Source organism: Kribbella deserti (genome assembly GCF_042434725.1).
GTDB lineage: Bacteria > Actinomycetota > Actinomycetes > Propionibacteriales > Kribbellaceae > Kribbella > Kribbella deserti.
The window spans coordinates 196,763-218,382 of the sequence record NZ_JBHLTC010000006.1 but is presented as its reverse complement, the minus strand read 5'-3'; the positions used below and the strand labels follow the sequence as shown (position 1 = coordinate 218,382).

Annotated in this window: 23 protein-coding genes; 9 read left to right on the top strand and 14 right to left on the bottom strand. The window is 67.9% G+C overall.

All coding sequences use genetic code 11. The features are described from left to right. The first annotated feature begins 214 nt into the window (after nt 1-214). Nucleotides 215-637, top strand: coding sequence for a hypothetical protein (locus ACFFGN_RS06445; protein ID WP_380044392.1), 423 nt, complete (start codon nt 215-217; stop codon nt 635-637). 26 nt (nt 638-663) lie between these two features. On the opposite strand, the gene ACFFGN_RS06440 is transcribed toward ACFFGN_RS06445, so the two are convergent. Continuing rightward, nucleotides 664-1,179: a class E sortase gene (locus ACFFGN_RS06440; protein WP_380044391.1), complete on the bottom strand. Its 516-nt coding sequence runs from the start codon at nt 1,177-1,179 to the stop codon at nt 664-666. A 320-nt stretch (nt 1,180-1,499) separates the two neighbouring features. Between ACFFGN_RS06440 and ACFFGN_RS06435 the strand changes: the two genes are divergently transcribed. Continuing rightward, nucleotides 1,500-2,450: an aldo/keto reductase gene (locus ACFFGN_RS06435; protein ID WP_380044390.1), complete on the top strand. Its 951-nt coding sequence runs from the start codon at nt 1,500-1,502 to the stop codon at nt 2,448-2,450. A gap of 36 nt (nt 2,451-2,486) precedes the next feature. Further along, nucleotides 2,487-3,653, top strand: a complete 1,167-nt coding sequence (locus ACFFGN_RS06430) for a serine hydrolase domain-containing protein (protein ID WP_380044389.1) — start codon at nt 2,487-2,489, stop codon at nt 3,651-3,653. Here ACFFGN_RS06430 and ACFFGN_RS06425 read toward each other — a convergent pair. The 3 genes from ACFFGN_RS06425 to ACFFGN_RS06415 form a co-directional block, all read right to left on the bottom strand. Next, nucleotides 3,650-4,441 (bottom strand): class I SAM-dependent methyltransferase, encoded by a 792-nt coding sequence (locus tag ACFFGN_RS06425; RefSeq protein ID WP_380044388.1) that lies wholly within the window; start codon nt 4,439-4,441, stop codon nt 3,650-3,652. The two genes, ACFFGN_RS06430 and ACFFGN_RS06425, sit on opposite strands and share 4 nt — an antisense overlap. Before the next feature lie 278 nt (nt 4,442-4,719). Further along, on the bottom strand, nt 4,720-5,508 hold the full coding sequence (locus ACFFGN_RS06420) for a GAF and ANTAR domain-containing protein (protein WP_380044387.1): 789 nt from the start codon (nt 5,506-5,508) through the stop codon (nt 4,720-4,722). 114 nt (nt 5,509-5,622) lie between these two features. After that, nucleotides 5,623-6,384, bottom strand: coding sequence for an SDR family oxidoreductase (locus ACFFGN_RS06415; RefSeq protein WP_380044386.1), 762 nt, complete (start codon nt 6,382-6,384; stop codon nt 5,623-5,625). Between the two features lie 90 nt (nt 6,385-6,474). Between ACFFGN_RS06415 and ACFFGN_RS06410 the strand changes: the two genes are divergently transcribed. Both ACFFGN_RS06410 and ACFFGN_RS06405 read left to right on the top strand, forming a co-directional pair. Further along, entirely contained in the window at nt 6,475-7,377 is a 903-nt protein-coding gene (locus ACFFGN_RS06410; protein WP_380044385.1) for a sigma-70 family RNA polymerase sigma factor, read from the top strand. Beyond that, complete coding sequence (locus tag ACFFGN_RS06405) at nt 7,370-7,621, top strand: amphi-Trp domain-containing protein (protein WP_380044384.1); 252 nt, start codon at nt 7,370-7,372, stop codon at nt 7,619-7,621. Before ACFFGN_RS06410 ends, ACFFGN_RS06405 begins: the two co-directional genes overlap by 8 nt. A 44-nt stretch (nt 7,622-7,665) precedes the next feature. On the opposite strand, the gene ACFFGN_RS06400 is transcribed toward ACFFGN_RS06405, so the two are convergent. After that, on the bottom strand, nt 7,666-8,814 hold the full coding sequence (locus tag ACFFGN_RS06400) for an erythromycin esterase family protein (RefSeq protein WP_380044383.1): 1,149 nt from the start codon (nt 8,812-8,814) through the stop codon (nt 7,666-7,668). 80 nt (nt 8,815-8,894) lie between these two features. Between ACFFGN_RS06400 and ACFFGN_RS06395 the strand changes: the two genes are divergently transcribed. Both ACFFGN_RS06395 and ACFFGN_RS06390 read left to right on the top strand, forming a co-directional pair. After that, nucleotides 8,895-9,638 carry a TioE family transcriptional regulator gene (locus ACFFGN_RS06395; protein ID WP_380044382.1) on the top strand — a complete coding sequence of 248 codons (744 nt, stop codon included), beginning with the start codon at nt 8,895-8,897 and terminating at the stop codon, nt 9,636-9,638. A gap of 40 nt (nt 9,639-9,678) precedes the next feature. Further along, nucleotides 9,679-10,185, top strand: a complete 507-nt coding sequence (locus tag ACFFGN_RS06390; protein ID WP_380044381.1) for a GNAT family N-acetyltransferase — start codon at nt 9,679-9,681, stop codon at nt 10,183-10,185. Nucleotides 10,186-10,304: 119 nt separating this feature from the next. Here the strand turns inward: ACFFGN_RS06390 and ACFFGN_RS06385 are convergent, their stop codons facing one another. Continuing rightward, nucleotides 10,305-10,763: a pyridoxamine 5'-phosphate oxidase family protein gene (locus ACFFGN_RS06385; RefSeq protein WP_380044380.1), complete on the bottom strand. Its 459-nt coding sequence runs from the start codon at nt 10,761-10,763 to the stop codon at nt 10,305-10,307. 166 nt (nt 10,764-10,929) lie between these two features. Here ACFFGN_RS06385 and ACFFGN_RS06380 point away from each other — a divergent pair, with 166 nt between their 5' ends. After that, the gene (locus ACFFGN_RS06380) at nt 10,930-12,354 is read left to right on the top strand and encodes an erythromycin esterase family protein (protein WP_380044379.1); all 1,425 of its coding nucleotides are present in this window, start codon (nt 10,930-10,932) and stop codon (nt 12,352-12,354) included. A gap of 319 nt (nt 12,355-12,673) precedes the next feature. Here the strand turns inward: ACFFGN_RS06380 and ACFFGN_RS06375 are convergent, their stop codons facing one another. Continuing rightward, on the bottom strand, nt 12,674-12,808 hold the full coding sequence (locus ACFFGN_RS06375) for a hypothetical protein (RefSeq protein ID WP_380044378.1): 135 nt from the start codon (nt 12,806-12,808) through the stop codon (nt 12,674-12,676). A gap of 4 nt (nt 12,809-12,812) precedes the next feature. Between ACFFGN_RS06375 and ACFFGN_RS06370 the strand changes: the two genes are divergently transcribed. Further along, nucleotides 12,813-13,298 carry an MBL fold metallo-hydrolase gene (locus ACFFGN_RS06370; RefSeq protein WP_380044377.1) on the top strand — a complete coding sequence of 162 codons (486 nt, stop codon included), beginning with the start codon at nt 12,813-12,815 and terminating at the stop codon, nt 13,296-13,298. Here the strand turns inward: ACFFGN_RS06370 and ACFFGN_RS06365 are convergent. The 7 genes from ACFFGN_RS06365 to ACFFGN_RS06335 are packed head-to-tail and all read right to left on the bottom strand — an operon-like array spanning nt 13,282 to nt 21,368. Next, nucleotides 13,282-13,920 carry a choice-of-anchor M domain-containing protein gene (locus ACFFGN_RS06365; RefSeq protein ID WP_380044376.1) on the bottom strand — a complete coding sequence of 213 codons (639 nt, stop codon included), beginning with the start codon at nt 13,918-13,920 and terminating at the stop codon, nt 13,282-13,284. The genes ACFFGN_RS06370 and ACFFGN_RS06365 overlap by 17 nt on opposite strands. Next, complete coding sequence (locus ACFFGN_RS06360; RefSeq protein ID WP_380044375.1) at nt 13,917-14,564, bottom strand: choice-of-anchor M domain-containing protein; 648 nt, start codon at nt 14,562-14,564, stop codon at nt 13,917-13,919. Before ACFFGN_RS06360 ends, ACFFGN_RS06365 begins: the two co-directional genes overlap by 4 nt. A gap of 10 nt (nt 14,565-14,574) precedes the next feature. Next, nucleotides 14,575-15,447, bottom strand: a complete 873-nt coding sequence (locus ACFFGN_RS06355; protein WP_380044374.1) for an anchored repeat-type ABC transporter permease subunit — start codon at nt 15,445-15,447, stop codon at nt 14,575-14,577. Then, on the bottom strand, nt 15,444-16,196 hold the full coding sequence (locus tag ACFFGN_RS06350) for an anchored repeat-type ABC transporter ATP-binding subunit (RefSeq protein WP_380044373.1): 753 nt from the start codon (nt 16,194-16,196) through the stop codon (nt 15,444-15,446). Before ACFFGN_RS06350 ends, ACFFGN_RS06355 begins: the two co-directional genes overlap by 4 nt. Further along, entirely contained in the window at nt 16,193-17,017 is an 825-nt protein-coding gene (locus tag ACFFGN_RS06345; RefSeq protein WP_380044372.1) for a choice-of-anchor M domain-containing protein, read from the bottom strand. Before ACFFGN_RS06345 ends, ACFFGN_RS06350 begins: the two co-directional genes overlap by 4 nt. Next, nucleotides 17,014-18,570: an anchored repeat ABC transporter, substrate-binding protein gene (locus ACFFGN_RS06340; protein ID WP_380044371.1), complete on the bottom strand. Its 1,557-nt coding sequence runs from the start codon at nt 18,568-18,570 to the stop codon at nt 17,014-17,016. The genes ACFFGN_RS06345 and ACFFGN_RS06340 overlap by 4 nt, the downstream gene beginning before the upstream one ends. Next, nucleotides 18,567-21,368, bottom strand: coding sequence for a TIGR03773 family transporter-associated surface protein (locus ACFFGN_RS06335; protein WP_380044370.1), 2,802 nt, complete (start codon nt 21,366-21,368; stop codon nt 18,567-18,569). Before ACFFGN_RS06335 ends, ACFFGN_RS06340 begins: the two co-directional genes overlap by 4 nt. Between the last annotated feature and the right edge of the window lie 252 nt (nt 21,369-21,620).

The window sequence follows — 21,620 nt, the reverse complement described above, 5'->3', positions numbered from 1 at the left end:
TTCGCCCGTTCGCCGTCTCCGTACTTGGCAGGCAGGGCCTTGACCGTCGGGCGGCGGGTGCGGTTGGTCGGCAGCGGAAGCTGTCTCGCGGCGCGGCGGAAGACGCTTGGCGGCGAGCGGGCATCGTCGCGGCGAGCGGCGGGTGCGGGTTGCTGGGCGCCGCTCTCACACCTGGCGGGTGGTGGGTTGGGACGGCGGTGACATGCTGGGGCTCATGAGCTGGGCCATCTACGCATTGCGAACCGCCGGGGGCGCACGCCGCCTGGACGACATCGCCGACGACTACGCGCCGCCATCCCTGGGAACCGCCACGGAGGTCATTGAGCAGATCCGGGAGGTGGCACCGGACGTCGACGCGAGCAACCCGAAGTGGCTGCGCATCTCCGGGCCGGGCCATTCGGTCGAGGTGTCGATCGGCAAGGGCGTGCACGTGCACGACATCACCTTCTACCTCGATGGCAGCGGCGAATCGGTCGCCATCGCGTTGAAGATCGCCGAACACCTCGGCGTGATGGCCTACGACACCGAGTCCGGCGACATGCTGACCGAGTTCTCCAAGCCACCGGTACCGCCACCACTGGACGACGACGAACTCAAAATGGGCAAGCGCAAGTGGTGGCAGTTCGGCAAGCGCTGACCCCTCGGCTCAAGCCGGGCGGTGGTTCAGGCTGGTCGGGTCCCTACCAGGACGCCGACCTTGTCTATTCGATGCTCAGGGTTGTCGAACTGGTCCTTCCAGAAGTTGCCGGCCGCATGGTCCTCGATCGTCGCGCAGGTCGACAGCGTGATCATCGCCTTCGTCGCCGTGCGGCCCGGAAACCCCGGCACGGGCGCCGATTGCCGGACCAGATCCGCGGGTTTTCGGAACGAGATCCACATCGTCTGCGAGATCACGTAGTCGTACCTCGTACCCCCGGCGGTCACGTACACGTGGTCGCCGTTCCGTAGCGAAGGCAATCGCCGGAACGGCCCACCAGCAGTCAGGCGATGCGCCGTCACGACGTAGTTCCCGACATCGCCCGGGCCGACCCCACCGCGCGGGCCTTGGGGACTCGCGGCACGGCCGAGGTTCTGGATCTTCGTCCCGAGGGCGTCATCCGCCGAACCCTGGTATGGCGTGACCCGCAAGCCGGTCAGGCCGATTCGTGGAATGGCCATCACCGCGGGCGCCGTATTCACCCCAGCACGGTCTTTCGTTTTGCTCGGGGACGCACTGGGTAGTCGAGTTGGGCTCGCGCTGGGCTGATCCGACTGACTTGGCGCAGGCGTCTTCACCCGAGTTTCGGGCGCGGCCGACGGGCTGGGTCTGGTCGTTGCGACACCGGGCTGATCACCGATCGACTCGGTCGTATCGGCGCAGCCCAGCAGGGCGGTGAGAACCACCGCGAGCACTAAGACCGGGCCAATTGCCATGCCGAAGACTAGCCCCACAATCCAAACCAGCCAAGGGAAACCGGGCCCGATCCATTTTGTCGGTGGCGGTCACTACGGTGCTGAACATGGACACAGTCACGTTGGGACGAAGCGGCCTTCAGGTCACCCGTCTGGGGCTTGGCCTGGCCTCAATCGGCGGCATGTTCTCGGCCGTGTCGACCGAGCAGGCGATCGCGACGATCGACCGCGCCTGGGAGCTGGGCATCCGCCTGTTCGACACCGCCCCGGTGTACGGGTACGGCCGCTCCGAGCAACGCACAGGTGTTGCCTTAGGCAACAAAGCACGCGATGAGTTCGTGCTGTGCAGCAAGGTCGGCCGGTTGATCGAGCCCAACGGTCCAGACCTGCAACCCAGCTGGGCCGATCCCCCACCCGGCGTCGGCCCACGCCTGGACTATTCGTATGCGGGAGTGATGCGATCGGTGACGGAGAGCCTCGAGCGGCTCGGCCTCGACCGCATCGACGTGCTGCACATCCACGATCCCGAACTCGACTTCGAGCGGTCCTCGACCGAGGCCTTCAAAGCCCTTGCCCAGTTGCGATCCGAGGGCACGATCCGCGCGGTATCGCTGGGCGTGAATCATGCGGACGTGGCGGTCCGCTTCCTCCGCTTGCACGGGCTCGACGGTCCGGACCTGGTGCTGCTCGCCGGGCGCTACAGTCTGCTCGACCAAAGCGGAGCGGACGAGCTGCTACCCCGGTGCGAAAACCTCGGCGTCTCGGTCCTGGCCGCGGGGGTGTTCCAAGGCGGCGTACTGCTCGATCCATCACCCGGCGCTCCACATGGCTATCGCGAGGTCCCCCACGCGCTCAGCACGCGAATAGCCGATCTCCGCCGGCTCTGCGACCTGTACGACGTCCCGCTGCCGGCCGCCGCAATGCAGTTCCCGCTCAACCACCCCGCCGTTCCAGCCATCCTGGTCGGCGCCCGCAGCCCAGAGGAGATCACCGAAACCACCGCGCTCCTGGACCACCCCATTCCGCCCGATTTCTGGCACTCCCTCCCCGCACTGTGAGGGTCTGACGCTTGCCCCGAAGGAGGAAGATGCGCCATGACTCGCGATACCGACACCCCCATAAATGAGCTGCGCGAGGCGGTCGCACGACAGCTCGGACCGAACGCCGTACCAGGAGCCGTGCTGGCGGTGAGCCGCGACGGACAGACCTGGGTGGAGGCGATCGGCCGGGCCTCGATCGACGGGCCGCCGATGTCACCCGACGCGGTGATGCGGATCAGCTCGATGACCAAACCCCTCACCGCCGTACTGACCCTGATGCTGGTCGAGGACGGCACCATCGCGCTGGCGGACCCGGTGGAACGGTGGCTACCCGAGTTGGCCGATCGCCAAGTGGTGCGACGGCTCGACGGGCCCGTGACCGATACCGAACCGGCCGAACGAGCCATCACGGTCGAGGACCTGCTGACCATGCGGATGGGGTTCGGCTTCGCGTTCGAGGTCGACGCCTGCCCGCTCGCGGACCTGGCCCGCGCGCGAGGCCTCGGCTTGGGGCCACCGTTGCCGTCGGCGATTGCGCATACGCCGGACGAGTGGCTCGCGCGGTTCGCCGAACTGCCGTTGATGGATCAGCCAGGACGCACCTGGCGGTACGACGCCGCGTACTTCGTGCTCGGGGTGTTGCTCGCCCGCGCCGGGCGGACCACCTTGCCCGAGCTGATGCGGGAACGCCTACTGGAGCCACTCGGGATGACCAGCACGAGGTTCGTCGTACGAGATCCCACGCGGCTGATTCCGAGCTACGCGCAGAACGGTTCGGGTGGGCTCGCGGTGTTCGATCCAGCTGAGGGCAGCGCGTGGCTCGAACCGCCGGTGTTCCCGCATGCCGGCGGCGGGTTGGTGTCGACGGCCTCGGACTATCTGCGGTTCGGCGAATTCCTGCTCTCGAAGGGCGCTTTGCTGTCGGCGGAGTCGATCCGGGCGATGACGACCGACCAGCTGACGCCGGAACAACGGACCAGCGAGCCAGCCGCCATCGTTCTCGACGGCGCCGGCTGGGGATACGGCGTCTCAGTCTCCCCCGAGCGCTCCAGCCCACCCGAGCGGTTCGGCTGGGGTGGCGGGCTCGGTACCAGCTGGTACGTGTATCCGCGCCACAACGCCACCGCCGTACTGCTCACCCAGGTCATGCCGCCGCCCGAGCCCCTCAGCACCACCTTTTGGTCCACCTTCGAGGCGGGGATTGCAGCGGCGGCTGGTTAGCGGGTCGCGGTGATGATGACGTAGTCGGCGGTCATCTGGAAGGCTTCCGGGTCTTCGTTGATCTCCATCAGCGTGGTTTGAATGAGGGCGTTGAGGCCGTCGAGCTTGGCTTGCGCATCCGGGACGGACGAGAGCGCGGCGTTGGCCGACAGGGCCATCGGATGGCGGTTCTGCTCGTCGACGAACTCGTCGATCGACGTGGAGGTGAAGATCAGCTTCGCCGGTTCGACCGCCACTTTGAAACCATGCTCGGCGAACAAAGGGCGCAGGTCTGCCGGGTCGTGCCAGCCAAAGCCTGGTTCGGATTCGGGTGCGCCCAGCGCCTCCCGGACGTACTGCCCGATGGTGTCGGTGAACCGGGACAAAGGGCCGGTCGGCGTCCACGCGCTGAAGACGACTCGCCCTCGCGGCGCGGTTGCGCGCGCGCACTCGCGGACCGCGGCGGCGGGATCCGGCGCGAAGATCAGCCCGAACGCCGACACGATCGCGTCCGCCGAGCCATCCGGCACCGGCAGTTCGGCAGCCTCGCCGCGGGCGAATCGCGCCTGCCCCGGGAATCGGCTGGCTACTCGCTCGGTCGCCACCGCCAGCAGCCGTTCGGAAGGATCGACGCCGAGCACCTGCGCGCCGCGTTCGGCCGCCGCCAGGGAGGCGTTACCCGTACCGCAGCCGACGTCAACCACCACCTCGCCGACTTCCAGTTCGGCCGCCTCAACCACCGCGGTCGCGGCCGGAGCCAGCTTCGCGGCGGTCAACTCGTACTCGCCGGCACCCCAGTCGAGCCCCATTCGGAATCCCCTCCTCAAACGTTCAGACACTCGAATCTCACCACGCGTAGGCAAATCGGCCCGGTCTCGAGCACGGAAAAGCCCGTGATGATCCGTAAAACCGCCGGTGCCGCACCGCGCGCGACTGCAGGAGCGCGGGACCGCAAGAGCGCTGGCACCGCACAAGCGCTGGGACCGCACAAAGCGCTGGGCCTGCACCGCGCGCGACCGCGAAACCACGACCACGAAACAACGGACTGTAGGCGGGACTGCAGCAGCGGTGCGGCGAATGCGCGGAACTACTCGGGCGGGGTGCTGCGACGGCTGAGGGAGTCCCGGGGGTTGCCGGTTTCGAACTGGGCGGGGGCGGTCGGCGGATGGCCGGTGATACGCGTGATGATGCCGGCCGCGACATCGCGCAGCTTCTGGTTGTTGTTCTGCGAGTGGGTCCGCAGCAGCTCGAAGGCCGTATTGGCGTCGCAACGCTGCTGACCCATCAACACCCCGATGGCCTGGTCGATCACGGACCGGGCGGCCATCGCCTGTTCGAGCTGTTCGGCCATTTCGGTCTGCTTGACGAACCGGACGGCGAAACCGATCGCCGAGGTCGCCTGGTCCGCCAGCACCAGCGCTCGCTGCTGCTGTTCCGGTCCGATGCTGCGGGGCTGGTCGTAGCCGTAGATGTTCAACGCCGCGACCGTGTGCCCGTCCACCATCAGCGGCACGCTGAGCGAGCACTGCACGCCCATCTCCACCGCCCGCTTGCCGTAATCGCCCCAGCGCGGATCCGTACTCAAATCGGGTACGTCGACGATCTCGCCGGTCGCGAGACAGTGCAGGCACGGGCCGAGGCCCGTCTCGTACTGCAGCTCGTCGACCTGCGCGGCCCGTCGGTCGCTGGTGACGAGCGTGCGGGGATTGCCGTCGTAGTAGGTGGTGATACCGGACGACGCCGACGGCTCGACCAGCCGCGCCGCCGATCCGGCCAGCGTCAGCAGGAAGTCCTCCAGGCTCGGTCCACTCAGCAATACCGACTCCAGCGAACGGAGTGTGGTGGTGAGCGCGTCTACCGTGCGATCTGCTGCCATGGTCACTCCTTCGCTGTCGTTGTCACCCCGACGATGGTTCATAGACCGTTCGGGTCGAAGTGCAGGTGCCCGCCTCTGGTGAACTTCATGCGTGCGCCAGCCCGACCCCGGTCGTCAGCGGGGCCGCTCGGCCTGGAAGTCCTCCCATGTCCGAGCACCGACAGCGCCATCGAACGAGAGGTTCTCGCCCGCCCGGTACGCACGTCCGGCTTTGCCCGGGATCCGGATCGGCAAGGCCGGACGGCGACGCTTACCGAGGCCGCTGAGGTACGTCTGAACCAGCTCCGCCAACGGGTAGATCTTCGGCCCGGCCAGATCGGGTACCAGGCCCGCCGGTTCGCCAAGGGTCAGCTCGACCAGCCGCGCGGCCACATCGCGCGAGTCCACCGGCTGCAAGCGCAAACCGCCCGGCGCGAGAACCACCGGCAGCTTCGCCAGCTTCGCCACCACCGTCGTCGTCAACTCGTGGAACTGCGCGGCACGCAACGTTGTCCACGGCACACCGGATTCGGCGATGGCCCGTTCGGCGTCGAGCTTGGACCTCACCCAGGCCAGCGGAACGCGGTCCGCTCCGATCACGGAGATGTAGACCAGATGCCGTACGCCGGTCCGAGCCGCGGCTGTCGCCAGGTTCCGCGTGGCAACGTCATCGCCCTTGGGGGCGCCCGCGAGATGCAGCACGATCTCGGCGTTGTCCACGGCGGCCTCGATACCTACGCCCGTCAGCAGGTCCCCGGTGACGTACTCGATACCATCGCCGGACTGGTGGTTGTTCCGGCTCAGCAATCGCACCTTGAAGCCGGAATCCACCAGCTGAGGTACGACATGGCGGCCGAGGGTGCCGGTACCGCCGGTAACCAGAACGGTTGACGTCATGGTGGCTCCAAATTGTTGGGCCGGGTCGTGCTCCGGCCGGATCAGCAGGCTGTACCGCTATGACCCGCCGCCCGAGAAGAATGTGACCGGATGGATCAGCTGAACGCCAGGACCGACGACTTCGAGCAGAACCGCCCGCGGCTGCGCGCACTCGCGTACCGGATGCTCGGCTCGGCGCACGAGGCCGACGACGCCGTCCAGGAGACCTGGTTGCGGCTCGAACGTACGGATACCAGCGAGGTGGAGAACCTGCCCGGCTGGTTGACCACCGTGCTGACCCGGGTGTGCCTGAACCTCCTGCGCGCGAGGGAATCCCGGCGCGAAGAACCCGAGGACGAACGGCTGCCGGCCGTCGCCGAGCGGGCCGATCCGGAACAAGAGGCCGTGCTGGCCGATTCGGTGGGACTCGCCATGCTGGTCGTGCTCGACACCCTCGGGCCCGCCGAGCGGGTCGCTTTCGTGCTGCACGACATGTTCGCCGTACCGTTCGACGACATCGCCCCGATGATCGACCGTACGCCGGCCGCCGTACGGCAGCTCGCGAGCCGGGCCCGCCGCCGGGTGAAGGGCACTCCGGCAGTACCTGAGGCCGATCTGGCCCGCCAGCATCGGGTGGTCGACGCGTTCCTGGCGGCCGCGCGTCGCGGCGACTTCGAGGCGTTGCTCGCGCTGCTCGACCCGGACGTCGTACTGCGCGCCGACGCCGCCGCCGGACCGAGCCATCTGCCGCTCGTACTGCAGGGCGTTCGGAATGTGGCGAACGGCGCGATACTCGCTTCCAAGCGGGTCATGGTCAGCCAGCCGGCTTTGGTCGACGGTCACGCCGGCCTGGTGATGGCGCCGCTCGGCCGGCTGCAGCGGGCGCTCAGCTTCACGTTCACCGGCGACCGGATCAGCGGTATCGAGGTGATCGCGGAGCCGGATCGCCTGCAGGCACTCGACCTCGCCGTGCTCGACGACCTCGCGGACATGCCAGGATTGCGGCATGACTGAAAGAGACGTTGAACGCAACTACTCGGTCGCGGATTTCGCGGCCAAGCTCCGCCGGCTCGCCGACGCCCTGGAGTCGGGCAAGCCGTTCCGGATCCAGATCGCCGGTGAGCGTTTCACTGTGCCGAAGAACGCCCAGGTCAGCGTTGAGCACGAGCGCGGTGACAGTGAGGAAGAGGTCGAGTTCCAGCTGAAGTGGAGCCTCGCCGACGCCGACGAGGAGCCCGAAGAAGACACCGAGGTCTGACCACCTTCGCACTGGGACCACCGCGAGGTGGTCCCAGTGCGGTGTCAGAGCACGGCCGGTTGCTGGGCCGCGTTGATGTGCAGGATGGCGTCGGCGCAGTTGACGGTGGCCCGGTCGAGCGGGAAATAGCCCTGCTCCGGTTTGGTGTCCGTCCGTACGTCGGCCGGGGCGACGGTGGACGCCGCCGTAAGGCCCCAAGTGGAGATCCGGCTTTGCAGCAGGCCTTCGTACGTATCCGGCGAGGGTTCTCCCAGCCCGAGGGCCGCACTGGAACCGAGGCTGCCGGCGACGAAGGTGTATCGGTCGCCCACGACGGAACTCACGATGGCGCCCGCGGGGAACCAGGTGAGGTCCATACCGGCCAACCGCCATCTGCTCGGATTTCGCTGCAGGTGAAGGTTTTGGGCGAACACCAGGGTCGGTCCGCGCCGGGATTCGATCGCGCGGATGTCGAACAGGTTCTGCGCCATCAGCGCGTCCCGGGTAGCCAGCAGGCGCGAGACCCGCGTACTCGGCTCCATCCGTTGAGCCGACTGCCTGTGATACCGCAGCAGGCCCAGTCCGGCGGTGAGGTGGGTTTTGGCCTTGAACCATTCGGCGCGAGAGGTCGCGGCCGTCCGTTCCGGCGCGCGAGCGTAGAGCTCGGTCAACAGGTCGTCCGCGATTATCTGCAGGCGGTCGGCCTCAGGGGTTGCACCGATGGACTCAGCGGGATCCAAGATCGCTTCGGAACGGCTCCAGAGTTCGTCGGCGCCGACCAAGCTCGCTAGCTCGACATCGAGACCTAGGAAGTCGCGGGCGTACTCGAGGTAGGCGCGCGGGCTGGGCGCGCTCATCATCTCGACGGGAGTGTCGAAGCCGTGGAACGTCAGCCGCTCGTTCGCCGGCCTGTTGTCGTTGTAGTCGCACATCCATGCGACTAGTTGCCGGTTGGCCTCCAAGGTCCCAAGGCCGTGGGAGAAGCCCTCGCGCATCGCCATCTCGAGGGAGCCCTTGCCGTGCTGAACGAAGGCGTCCACGGCGTACGCCGCCACACGATCAGTCTCAAGGGCGATAGACCGAAAACCCGCGCTGGTCAGTTGAGCGAAGAGGTCGTTCCGTAGCTGAGGAAATGCTGGTTCCTGGTGAGTGGGCTCGCCGAGCGCCAGCAGCTCGCAGGACGTGGTGAGCAGGTCGCGAATGTCCTGAGTCATGAGACTCAATCGTATCGTTGCAAGCGTTGTTGAGAGTTTGTCCCGCCAGTAGCCCCCAGTGGAGCGGTAAAGTCTCAAACGTGGTTAGAACCCTGCGACCGGCTGACCTCGCGCGAGAGCACGGCATCTCGACCCAGGCGGTCCGCAACTACGAGCGCGACGGGTTCCTCCCAGCCGCCGAGCGGACTCAAAGCGGATACCGGATGTACGGCGAGCTGCACGCGGCGGCCCTTCGTACCTATCTTGCGCTCATCCCTGCCTACGGCTACGCGGCGGGCGGCCAGATCATGACCGCGGTGCACGGAGACCGTCTCGACGACGCCCTGCTGATGATCGACCGCGGCCACCACCAACTCCTGCGAGACCGGGAAACCCTGGACGCCGTACGGCAAGCCGTGAACCACTTAACAACTTCCAGCCCTTCCAGTGCATCGGCGGCCTCGGAAGCTTCGGGGCGCCGGAATGTCGGGGAACTCGCACACCAACTTGGGGTGACTGCGGCGACTTTGCGCAAGTGGGAGGCCGTTGGCATCCTCGTCCCCGCACGAGACCCTGCGACCGGGTACCGCGTGTTCGGCCCAAGCGACATCCGCGACGCCGAACTGGCCCACCTACTGCGCCGAGGCGGCTATCCCCTCAGCCAGATCTCCACCGTCGTACAGCAGGTCCGGACGGCTGGCGGCACCGAATCCTTGGCCACCGCCCTGACGGACTGGCAGCACAAACTCACCTCTCGCGGCCTTGCCATGCTCAACGCGGCCACGCAGCTCAGCCACTACCTCAACCTGCTCAACCACCTACCGGCCGCATCTGGCGGTTCCTAAATCCGGTGGCACTGCCCAGCTGTTCTCCGACAATGACCTCATGCAAACCCGCGCCGTACGGCTGGACGAACTACCGCTTCTCCAGGACATCGAAAGAGCCGCCGGGCGGTACTTCGAAGACATCGGCATGCCGGAGGTCGCCAATGACGAGCCGCCAACCCTGGCCGAACTAGCCCGCTACCGCGACACTGGGCTGGCGTGGGTGATGGCCGACGACGCGGATCACCCGATCGGCTATCTGCTCGCCGGCCATGTCGACGGCAACCTGCATGTCGAGCAGGTATCCGTGCACCCGGCCCACGGGCGCCGCGGTATCGGCCGCTCGCTGCTGGACGAGTTGGCCGTTTACGCCGCGGGCCTTCGAGTGCCCGCGTTGACGCTCACCACGTTCGCCGAGGTGCCGTGGAACGCGCCGTACTACGCGCGCTGCGAGTTCGAGGTCCTCGCCGAGGCCGACCTCACCCCGGGCTTACGGCAGATCCGCGAGCACGAAGCCAGCCTTGGCCTGGATCGTTGGCCGCGCGTCTGTATGCGCCGGCCGTTGTGAGTGCCAGCTCGCGTTGACGAAGCCGGGCCGGAGGTCTAAAGCCAAAGTTCACCTACTTTAGAAGTGCGACCGAATGGCCTCCGCCACCAGGTGCCCGGGGCAGCCACGCGTCAGCCCTGTCAGCCGTTGACGTCCAGCGCCGTTCCGTACAACCGCTGCACCTTCAGGCGGATGACCACCCGGCGTTCGTCCACCAGCTGCTGCAAGAACGCGTCTTCGTCCGCCGGATCGACCGAGCCCCGAACCATCGCCAGCAACTCCTGCCCGGTCGAATCGCCCGGAACCGTCGTGACCTCGGAGACCTCGGCTTCTCCCTCCGCCACCGCGAACGACCACACGTCACCGCCCGAGACGTGCAGGGCCGCGCGCGGATCGCGCCGGAGCTGCTTGACCTTGATGCGATCGGCCGTGGTGGAGAACCGCAGTACGCGGGCCTCGGGGTCCCACTTGTAAAGCATGGTGGTCAGGTGGGGGTGGCCGCTGCGCTTGTTGGTGGCGAGCGTGCCGAACTGCTGACCGCCCAGCAACTCGGAAAGGGCTTCGTCGGACAGGACGCGGGGTGCTGGACCTTGGCTCATGACGGGATCAACCTTCGTTACTTCAGGGACATTCCTCGGGCAAGATAGACGGCCGAAGGAGCACCCCAAGGTGGAGTCAGCACCACCCTCAAGACGGGCCCCTACGGCATCGTGCGGAGGTGGCCGGCGCGGAAGGCTGAGGGCAATCGATCTTGGAGGCCCTCTCATGACTCACCGTCGCCGGCTCGTCGCCGGACTGACTCTTCCGTTCGGCCTGCTCGCCACCGCGAGCCTGCTCAGCGGCGCGATCCTGCCCGCGAACGCGGCGACCCAGGCCGCGAACGCGGCGGCCCTGCCCGCGAACGCGGCGGCCCTGGCCCCGGGCGCCGAATCGACCAAGGCGTCGACGGCCGCGACCGCGGATCCGGTCTGGGGTATCACCCGGCACGCGCACCCGTTGCTGTCGACGGACCCGGTCGGGTACGACGTAGACCTGCGCGCGTTCGGCCGGATGGTCGGCGACGCGACGGTGGTCGGCGTAGGTGAGGCGACCCACAACTCACACGAGTTCTTCACCCAGAAACACCGGCTCTTCCGGTATCTCGTCCGGGAGAAGGGCTTCACCACCTTTGCCCTCGAAGGCTCCTGGAGCACCGGCCTCGCCCTCGACCGGTACGTCGTACACGGCATCGGAAATCCGCGCGAGATCATGCGCCGCGAATTCCAGTCCGCGTACACGTTCTGGAAGGTGCAGGAGTATGCCGAACTGATCGAGTGGATGCGCTCGTACAACCAGACCCACGCGCGCAAGCTGCACTTTGTCGGCAACGACGTCGGCTACGCCGGGCCGAACGTGATCGACAACGTCACCCAGTACGTCGCACGCACCCGCCCTGCCTTGCTGGCGGAGTTCACGCGCCACTACGCCGGTATCCGCTCGGACGCGGAGGTCCAGGCCTGGACCGACGCGTACTACACCAAGTCACTGGCGGAACGCCTCCGGATCAAGGCCGAAACCGAACAAGCCCTCGCCCTGCTGGCGAAATTCCCCGCGAGCGCCGAACGGACCTGGGCGATCCAGCATGCCCGGGTGATCGCCCAGGTGGCGGCGATGTTCGCGTTCGACGTCGACGATCCGACTGTGTTGCCCAAGGCAATGAAGTTCCGGGACCAGGCGATGGCGGACAACACCGCGTGGTGGGCGCACACCACCGGCGCGAAGGTGTTGCTGTCGGCCCACAACGGCCATATCGCCTACGAGTCGGGCATGCCGGCGATATACGAGAAAGTGCAGGGCGCGTTCCTGCGCGAGACCCTGGGTGATCGCTACCTGAGCGTTGGCACCTCGTTCGACCGCGGGTCGTTCAACGCGTTCCCCTCGGACGAACCAGGCGCACCGCTTCGCCGTTTCACCGTTGCCTCGGCCGGTGCCGCCAGCAACGAGTTCACCCTCGACCGGGTCCCGTTCCGCGACTACTACGTGGACCTGCGCAAGCTACCGCAGACCACCCGCGCGTGGCTCTCGGTCGAGCGCCCGACTCGCATGATCGGCAGCTCCTACCCCTTCCCCGACGCTTCGCAGGCGCTGGCCTCGTCGTACGACGTGATGATCCATCTCAACACCATCACCGCCGCCAACCGCCTCCCCTGATCCAGCTAGCGGTTTGAGCATCACCAGTTCTCCTGCTTCATCGGCCTGTCCGAACCCCAGCCGTTCGTACAGGCCGATGGCTGGTTCATTGCCGGGCACTACCGCGGGCGCCGGAAATTGTCGGAGGGGCGCGCATCGCGACCTGGCGGCCCGAACCACCACCGGCAAGTTACTCCTGCTCCCCGACGGCCCTGGCTAACGCCCCTACGCAACCAGCAGAAGATCACCACGAGGAGGACCCGTGATCGAGGCCGCGGAACGCGACCAGTTGACGGTGAGCGATACCACCGTCACGTACCTGCCGGACGGACGGACACGGCTATCTCAACCCGACGGCCGTCTTCCCGGCGAGCGATCCCGCGAACTGGTCGCGGTACGACGGATCACTCGGCGCGGGCGGCCGGTTCGCCGTCAGCATCGGGTCGTTCCTGATCCGTACGGCGGACCGGAACATCCTGGTGGATCTAGGCCTCGGCGCGGTCGGGTTCGAAGTACCGGAGATAGCCGGGTTCCGGGCTGGCCAGTTGCTCGAAAGCCCTGCGGCAGAAGGGCTTAAGCCGGATGACGTCGACACGGTCTTCTACACGCACCTGTATCACGACCACGTCGGCTGGACGACGGACCTCGCGCCCGCGCCCACCGTTCCGGCGGGAGCCATGCCCGCTGGGCTGACGTTCCGCCGCGCTCATCCGGCCGAGAGTCTGAAGACCCGGCATCGGCTGCTCGCGGAGCTGGACGACCCCCAACGCGATCCTCGCGGGCGGCCACTTCAGCGGCACGGTGTTCGGCCGGATCCAGCGCCACTGGCACCCGGTCGCCCGCACACAGTGATAAGGCGACGGCCCTCCCAGGCATCCAGCAGTCGAAGCCCAAAGAAACCCGCAACCGGTCTCCCGGGTAGGCGCCTACCCGGGAGACCGGTTCACCTCACGGCTGAACGGTGAAGGTGTAGGTCTTCGGCCCGGAGGTGACCGCGGCACCCGCGGCCGTCGTACCGGTGATCTGGAAGACGACGGTGTAGGTACCGGCCGCCTCGAAGGCCCAGTTCGCGTGGGCGTGGGTGTTGATCGCGAACGACCGGTTGTCCGGCAGGCCGTTGCCGCTGTCGAACCAGACGGTCGGGGTGCCCAGCGAGTTGGTGGTGTACAGGCTCACGTGGGCGGGCCCGGTCACCGAGACGAGCCGCACGTTGACCGTGTTGCCCTGCAGCGCGCCACTCGGCACGCCTTCGGTGCTGATACCCGGCCAGAGGATGTTGCTCTTCTGCGTCTGCGGCAGGATCCACACCGGCGAGCCCGGCGTACCGAGGAAGGCGTAGGCGGAGCCCGACGGCACGGTGGTCTTGCTCGCCGAAACCGCGTTGAGTACGACGTCCGCCGGGTTGCGGTCGACGGCCGGGGTGACGGTGCCGTCGCGCAGGTCGAGCGTCAGGGCAGACCCGGTCCAGTCCACGTCGATGGCGTCGACGTGGCCCTGCGAGATGGTGGTGGCCGCGTGGGCCGGGGCCACCGACAGCAACGTCATCATCGTGGCCGCGGTCAGCGCCGCGAGGACCCGGGCCTTCACGCGACGACCTTGAAGCAGTAGGTGGCGATGGCCGAGGTGACCCGCTGGCCGGTGGCGGCCAGGGTTCCGCTCACGCGGACCTTGATCCGGTACGTGCCGGCCGCCTCGAACGCCCAGTTGGCGTGCAGGTGCGCCCCGGCGGTGGTGTTGATCCGGTCGGGCAGGCCGTTACCGCTGTCGGCGAGCACGGTCGGAGCACCGAACTCGTCGGTGGTGAAGATGCTCACCTGCGCCGGGCCGGAGACCCCGACGATGTCGACCTTCAGCGCGTCGTTGGTGAAGAGGCCGGACGTGACCTCTTCCGCACCGATGCCCGGCCAGAGCAGCTCCGGGTCCTCGACCTGGGGAAGCACCCAGGCAGCCGCACCGGGCGCACCGAGGAACCGGTACGCCGGGTCGGCCGGAACGCTGACCTTCGAACCGGACTTGGCGACGAGCTGCACCTCGGACGGCGCGTACTCGGTACCGCTGTTCTCGTCGTGAACGTGCACGTCGAACGCGCCGTCCTCGAAGGCGATGCCGACGACGTCGACGTGGCCCTGGTCGAGCACGACCCGCGTGGTGGCGGCATTGGCCGGCTGACTCAGCCCGGCGAGCGCGAGGACTGCCACGGTGGGCAGTGCCAGGCGATAGGACTTGCGCATGACTTTCCTTTCATGGGCGGACGGGAACTACTCCCGTCGCTCGGCGGCGACGGTGGTGGTTGGGAACCAGGCCATGCCGGGGCGCGAACACCCAGCAAGCGATGAAGACCGCGGTGGCGGTGAGCACGATCAACCCGCCGGCGGCGAGGTTGAAGGCGTAGGAGAGATAGAGGCCGGTCATACCGGAGAGTGCTCCGATGGCCGGTGCGATCAGCATCATCGTGCCGATCCGGTCGGTCAGCAGCCGAGCGCACGCGGCGGGCGTGATCAGCAGCGCCAGCACCAGGATGTTGCCGACGGCCTGAATCGAGATGACGATGGCGATCGTCACCATCGCGTACAACGCCATGTCCAGCCAGAAGATCGGCAGCCCCACCGCGCGGGCGGTCTCCCGATCCAGTCCGGCGGTGACGAACTCCTTGTGCAGCGCGCCGGTGACCCCGAGCAGCAGCGCTCCCCCGATGGCCACGGTGATCACGTCCTGGCTGCTGATGCCGAGGACCGAGCCGAACAGGAACGACTCCAGCGATCCGCCGTACCCGGGCGCGGTGCTCATCACGACGATGCCGAGTCCGAAGGCGGCGGCGAAGAAGACGCCGATCACCGTGTCCTCCTTCAGCCGCCGGTTCTGCGACACGACCGCGACCGAGAAGGCGGTGATCAGCCCGGCGACGATGCCGCCGACAACCAGGCTGGTCTGCAGGACGAACGCGATCGCGATACCCGGAAAGACCGCGTGGGCCACGGCGTCACCGATGAACGCCATTCCGCGCAGCGCGACGTGGCTGCCGATCACTCCGCAGACCACGCCCGACATCAGCACGACCAGGAACGCGCGCTGCATGAACACGTGTTCCCAGGGCTCGAGCAAGAACTCGATCATCGGGCCACCCCCAGGCTGTGCAGCAGCTGCTCGGACCGCGCGACGCCGAAGGCCCGCAGCCAGATGGCGGGATCACGCAGCTGTTCCGGCGAACCGTCCGCGATGACCGTCTCGTTCAGCAGGCACAACCGGCTGCAGGTATCGGCCGCGGCGGGCAGGTCGTGGGTGGTCATCAGAATCGCCGTACCTTCACTGGTCAGGTCGTGGAACAACCCGGTGAGAATCTCCTGCGTCGGTACGTCGAGACCGGTGAACGGTTCGTCCAGCAACAACAATCGCGGCCGCAACGCCAGGGCGCGAGCCACTAGAACTCGTTGCCGTTGGCCACCAGATAGCTCGCCGATAGGCCGACGGGCCAGCTCCACCAGGTCCACCCTGCGCAAGGCGTCTTCGACCGCCTCACGATCGTCCTGCTTCGGACGACGCAACCAGCCGATCCGATGGGTCCGGCCGGTCATCGCCGCGGTGCGTACGTCGACCGGGTAGTCCCAGGCGAACTCGTGCCGCTGAGGTACGTAGCCGATGCTGCCGCGCGCCTGGGCAGGCGTGGCTCCGCTGATCGTGATCGCGCCGTCGCGAATCGGCAGCAGGCCGAGCATGGACCGCAGCAGCGTGGTTTTGCCCGCGCCGTTCGGGCCGATCAAGCCGACCTGCTCGGAGCCGGATACCACCAGGTTGACGTCGTGCAGGACCAGCCGGCCGGCCAGCTCGACGCCGACGCCCTCAACTCGCAGTACGTCGTTGGTCATGCTGAGGCCTTCCCGGTGCGGCGGCGGCGGCGCGTCAGCAAGAAGGCCGCCGCGACGACGACCACCAGGGCCGCGGCACCAGTGGCGATCAAGGGCCAAGGCGTTCCGTCCTCGGATGACGCCGCCGGTTGGGCGATGGCCTTCGGCTGTACGGCGAACGCCGTCCGGGCATCGCCGTCACCGGCGTACAGCCGAAGCGGGCGGCGATCCGTCACCGTGCTGCCGTCGGTCAGCTTGGCGGTCATCGCGATATCGAGCAGGTAGGTGCCCTCGGCATCGAACGTCCAGTTGCCGTGCACATGCGTATTGACGTCCACACCAGTTGTCTGCGGCAACGGCTTGCGGCTGTCGAACACCGGCGCGGGCTTGCCGAAGTCGGAGTTGAGGAACAGCGTGAACGCGCCAGGTCCCTCGACGCCTTCCAGTGACCAGGTCACCTCGCGATCCACCCGAGTGGCCACCTCGACGTCCTGGGTATTCCAGCCTGGCCATACGACGCCGGCCTGCTGAACCTGCGGGATCACCCACAACTTCTGGCCGGCCTTACCGAGGAACGCGTACGCCGGATCAGCCGGAACGGTCAGCTGGGACTTCCCGGTCGCCTGCAGTACGACGTTCTCCAGTGGTCGCCAGGTCTCCGGGTCGGTGGTGTCGTCGCGAAGCTGGACGGTCCACTTGCCGTCGACAAAACGAGGGCCGAGATCAACGTGGCCGGTGGCGATCACCACTTGCTCCGTTGCCGCAGGCACCGATGGCGTCGCGGCCGACGGTGCGAGGGACAGGCCCGTCGTACTCAGCAGGACAAGCGCGATCGCCTTCACTTCGTCACCGCCAGGCACCGCTGCAGTTCGTCGGCGTTGTGCCGCATCATCGCGACGTACGTGGTGGCGTGCTGATCGAACGAGTCGCCGTAGATCGTGCACACCCGCACGCGCTGATCGGTTGCCACCTGGGTCAGCACGGACGCGCGCTGGGCCAGGTTCGGCTCGATGAAGACGGCCGGCACCTTCAGATTGCGGATCGTCTCGGTCAGCTTCCGCACCTGCTCCACACTGGGCTCCTGCGCTGGATTGGGCACCACAAAACCGGCCACGGTCATGTCGTAGGCCTCGGCCAGATAGCCGAAGGCGTCATGGGTGGTGATCAGCTGGCGGCGATCCCGCGGAATGGTCGCCAGCTTGGCCCGGACGTACCCGTCCAGGTCGTCGAGCTCCCGCAGATAGGCCGCGGTGTTGTCCTGGTAGATCTGTTTGCCGTCCGGGTCCACCTTGATCAAGGTGTCGCGCATCAACTGCACGTAGGCCTTCGCGTTCGCGACGTCCTCCCACAGGTGCGGGTCGATCTCGCCATGCACGTGCCGGCCGAGCACCGCCTGCGGGAGCTGGTGGATCTGCGCACCGGGCGCACCGAGGAACGAGAACCGCGGATCGGTGGGAACCGCCTCGATCGCGCGGTTCGGTACGTCGATGACCACCTGCCCGGCCGGTACGGCGAGTTGCGCCGCGCCGGCCTTCTTCGCGTCGGAGAACGCGTACACCTCGCCCTTGTCCAGGTCCACCGTGAGATCGGTATGGCCCTCGCCGAGCACGGTCGCCGTACCACCGTCGGCCGGTTTCACCGTGTTCGGGTCCACCCCGACGGCGAAGGTGAAAGTGCCTTTGCCCAACGGCTGCAGGGGTTTGCCGTCACCAAGGTCGAGTTTGCCCTCCAGCGTCAACTGGTAGACGCCGGGCTTGGTGAACGCCCAGTTCAGGTGGGTATGCGCCGCGGGCGGCAGCGTCGTACGGTCGGCCGGGCCGAGGCCGTCGGTCGAGTCGAAGTACCGGCTGGGTTGTCCGAGCGACTCGGTCAAGTACGCGACGAGCTTGCCCGGGCCGTCGAGCCGCGTGGCCGACAGTTGGACCGTGGACGTCCGGGTCGCGCCACGCGCCTTGCCTGCGCCGCGAATGCGTAGGCCGAGCCAGAGCACGTCCAGGCCGATGTCCTCGACCAGCGGGATCACGTTCGCGCCGTACGACTCGGCCGCTTCGGCCAGGGACACGTTCGGGGCATCCTTGGCGGCGTTGGCGTCGATCGTTTTGATCAGGGCCTGCGGTTCGAGCAACAGGTGGTTCGTGAACGTCACGTCGGCCTTGGCCACCCGCTTCGCGTCAGCCGGGGTCGGCTCGTACGAATGCGGATCGCCGCCGGGTGGTACGAGCGAGGCGGCCGAGACTCGGTCACCGCCGACGCGCTGCGCCAGGTCGGCCAGGATCTCGGTGGTCGCGACCACTCGCAGGTTCCCGTCGGGCCCATTCGCCGTTCCGGATGAGCAACCGGCCAGCGCGACCGGTACGACGAGCGCGGCCGTGGCGAGAGCCACTCCGGCCCTCATGCGGCGTTCCGTTGGCGCGTCGCGACGAGGGCCACGATGCCGAGCAGAACCAGTACGGCGCCGAGCGCGATCCAGCCGGACCCGATCGAGCCACCGGTCGCCGCCAGGGTGCATCCGCCCGAGCCGGCCTGGAGACCGTCGGCCTGGTTCGGCGCGGCAAGCGGCGCGGCGGCGAGCGGCGCGGCGGCCGCGGAGCCTCCGCCGCCACCTGAGGAGTCGCCGACGATGAAGGTGATGGTGGCGGAGTCGCTGGAGGATTGGCCGGACGCGAGTTTTGCGGTGTGGGTGAAGCCGACCCGGTAGGTGCCGGGCTTGGTGAAGGCCCAGTTGCCGTGGGCATGCGTTCCAGGGGCTATCCGGTAGGTATCCGGGAGACCGTCGCCGCTGTTGAAGATCACCTTCGGCTGCCCGAACGAGTCGAACTCGAACACCGCCAGCCGGCCCGGGCCCTCCACCCGATCCAGGCGCCAGTCGACTCCCGACGGAACCTCGGCCGCGGACAGCTCCTCGGTGTTCCAGCCGAGCCAGACCACGCCGTTCTTCTGCGTCTGCGGGATCTGCCAGATCGGCGCACCAGCGGCACCGAGGAATCCGAACGCACCACCCGGCGCCTGGGCCGAAGCCGCCGAGGTCAAACGCAACTTCACCTGCGCGGGATCTCGCCAGGTCGGTCCCCCGGCCGTGGTGCCGTCCTTGAGCCGGGAGGCGATCGCACCGTTCTCCAGCCGTACGGCGTAGTCCGCGTGGCCATCACTCAGCACGACGCCCGCCGGGTCCGTGGAGGTGGTCGGCCGGGTCGTGGTCGGCGTGCTCGTGGAGGTACTGCTCGACGTACTGGTCGTGGGGCTGCTGGTTGGGGTCGTGGTGGTTGGCACACAAGGCGGCAGCTTGACCGGCTGCGACGATCCGCCAGCGTCACGCGAGGGCGCGCGTGTTGTCGGCGCGGTGGTGGTCGGCGCCGTGGTTGGCGTCGGAGTCGGGGTCGGCGTTGACGTCGGCGTCTGGGTTGGGGTCGGCGTCGGCGTCGGTACGACCGGCGGGGTGGTCGGCGGTGTCGTGGGCGGCACGGTCGGCGGAGTGGTCGGCGGCGGACCACCCGGGCAGAGGGCGGACAGGTCGGTCGCGCCGACCGCGACGGCCAGGGTTGCGGTATCGCTGAGCCGCTGGCCGGCCTTGGTCGTCGCGGCATACGTGAAGGTCAGGCGGTAGATGCCCTGCCGGGTGAACGCCCAGTTGCCGTGGGCATGCGTCGGGGCCGCGAGATTGATTGCCTGCGGCAACGACTTGCCACTGTCGAACGAAACCAGCGGCTGACCGAACTGATCGAACTGGTAGACCGCGACCTTTCCCGGCCCTTGCACCTTGTCCAGGGACCACGTCACCGGGCCGGCCAAGGCGTTGTAGTCCACGGATTCGGTGTTCCAGCCGGCCCAGAGCAAGTCGTTCGATTGGGTCTGCGGGATCTGCCAGATCGTGGCGCCGGGTGCGCCGAGGAACCGGTAGCTGGGCGAGGCAGGTACCTGCTCGTCGCCGGACGGCCGGACGTGGAAGGCGACCGTGCCGGGATCACGCCAGACCGCACCGCCTTGGGTGCCGTCCTTCACCTGGAACCGGAGGCGCCCGTCGACCGTACGAGCCGCGACGTCGACATGCCCGGCGCCGAGAACAGCCGTCACACAAGACGGCGGCGGGGTCGGCTTGGGCGTCGGAGTCGGCGTTGGCGTGGGAGTCGGCATTGGGGTGGGAGTCGGCGTTGGGGTGGGAGTCGGCGTTGGGCTCGTGACGGTGAGCTGGACCGGCTGCGAGACGGACGGGCCGTGGGCGGCCGGATCCGCCGGGACGAAGCGCGCGGTGAGCGAGTGGACTCCGGCGGCAAGACCGGCCGACTGGACAACGGCCTGCCCGGCGGCCACCGGCGCACTGCCGATCAGGTTGGCGCCGTCGAGGAACTCCACAGCGCCGACGGCCTCGGCCGGCGAGACGGTGGCGGTCAGTACGACGGGATCGGTCGTGGCGGCGGGATTGGGCGAGGCCTGCAGGGTCGTGGTGGTCGCCGCGGTTACGTCGTACGGCCCGACCACAAACGTGTACGCGACCGGTCCGGAGGTGATCGGTACACCGGCGGCCGTGACGGCCTTCGCTTCGAAGGTGATGGTGTACGTGCCGAGCGCGGTGAAGGCCCAGTTCGCGTGCACGTGCCGCCCGATCGGCTGACGCACCGTGCGAATCGACGGATCGGCCGAACTGAACAACCTCGGCACCGAGGTGTTGTCGTAGTTGAAGAAGACCTCAACATTGCCCGGACCCGTGCTGTCCAGCATGGTCAGGTCGATCGCGTCGCCCTGCAAGGCGCCGGGCGGAATCGTCTCGGTGTCCCAGCCGGGCCAGATCAGCTCCGGATCCTGCGATTCCGGCGCGATCCAGACGGCATCACCCGGTTTACCCAGGAAGGCGAAGGCCGGCAGATCGGGCAATTCCACCCGCGCCGAACCGCGATCTTCCAGGTTGAAGATCAGCCCGGCCGGATCCGCCTCGCGGCTTTCCGCGCCGCTGCCGATTCGCGTCCACAACCGCAGCGCCGTGCCGTCGTACGTCGTATGCAACGCGTCGGCGTGCACCGCGCGCAGCACCTCGGGACCGGGTGGCGACGCGGCCGGCGCGATGGCGGGCAGCGCGCCGGCGGTGGCGGTGGCAGGCAGTGCGCTGGCGGTGGCGGGCAGTGCGCTCAACCACAGCAGGGAAAACGCGGCCAGAAGTGCGGGCAGGGCAAAGCGAAGTCGTTGGTGCGCGGCGGTCACCGGAGGTCCCCTTTCCAGGGGTAGAGCGATCAGCGGTCTGCGCGGCACGGCCGTCCCCCGACGGCGGTTCGCGAGCAGGCGACACTCTATCTGACCTGACAACCATTTTCAGTAAGATCGGTCAGAACTCCGCGTCACTCCGGCCGAAATTCGTCACGCCTGCCACTACCCCAATCGGGGTGAAGCAGGCGTGGGAGCGAGCCGCCGGGTTGCCCATGCCGACATCCGGTCGATGCGGCGACTGGTGGGACG